The 1,033-nt window shown below is 33.6% G+C and carries 1 protein-coding gene; it reads right to left on the reverse strand.

What is annotated here, in order from left to right:
* Window positions 1-13: 13 nt before the first annotated feature.
* Complete coding sequence (locus DRF58_RS18080; protein WP_063970545.1) at window positions 14-931, reverse strand: IS982 family transposase; 918 nt, start codon at window positions 929-931, stop codon at window positions 14-16.
* Between the last annotated feature and the right edge of the window lie 102 nt (window positions 932-1,033).

Below are 1,033 nucleotides of genomic sequence, written 5' to 3' on the forward strand. Positions count from 1 at the left end.
ACCTGAGTTCGGTTTAAGCGAAGTTTAAAAATAATTGACCGTCATTTACTTTTTTCAAGTTGAGTGACGGTTTTTTTGGAAAGAAGCAATAAGCGGTTAGCCCTCCCAAAATGTTCATCATAAAATTGTTCACGCTTCTATGTCTGGTGTGTTCTACCTGACAATGGTTCTTCAATTCATCATTTATTGTCTCAATGATGGCTCTTTTTCTCAGCAAAATCTTGTCTTCCATTTTCATAATATGATTTTTCATATTCTTTCTAAGTTTTGTGAAAAGCTGTATTCCATCTGCAAAAAGCATCTCCCAAAGTGCTTTGGAAAGGTATCCTTTGTCGGCAAAGAGTTTTCCAAAGAGTTGATCTGTCATATTTTTAATATGTTTCGGATTTCGGTCATCCACATTCCCTTTCGTTATATAAAAGGATAATAGCTCTCCTTTTTCATTGCAAATCAGATGAAGCTTGAACCCATAAAACCAACCCATTGAAGACTTTCCGCGCTCTGCTAAACCTTTGAAAACTTTGTGATTATGGATTCTTTGATTTCTGCAAACTTTCAAAGTTGTACTGTCCATAAAACTTATTCCTGTGCATTTTCCCAAACATTTTTCTTTCAGAAACAAGGCAAAAACCACAAAGCTTCTTTGCTGAAGTTCAATAAATCTATTGTAAGACAGGCTTTTAGGAAATAAGTCTTTCCAGTAGCCACAAACAATTTCTTTATAATAATGCTTAAACGTTTTGTGAGCGCCCAGATGAAAGCCAATCATAATGGTGATCATTTCAGAATCTGACATTAGTGAGGCTCTGTTTCTTCTTTTCTTGCTATCGCCGAGTGCTTCAAGTTTCATTTTCTTGATTTGAGCATTAAACTCTTTACAAAAATCATCAATTTGTACAAAAATATTCGTAATTTGGTCTTTCAAATCCATAGCAGTAATTCGTTTAAATATTTGAATGTTAGATACTTAAATATACGAATTATTGCTATTTTACACAAATCTTATTTCTATTCTTATCCCGAACTCAGGTTA

This window comes from Epilithonimonas hispanica (genome assembly GCF_003385395.1).
Classification (GTDB): Bacteria; Bacteroidota; Bacteroidia; order Flavobacteriales; family Weeksellaceae; genus Epilithonimonas; species Epilithonimonas hispanica.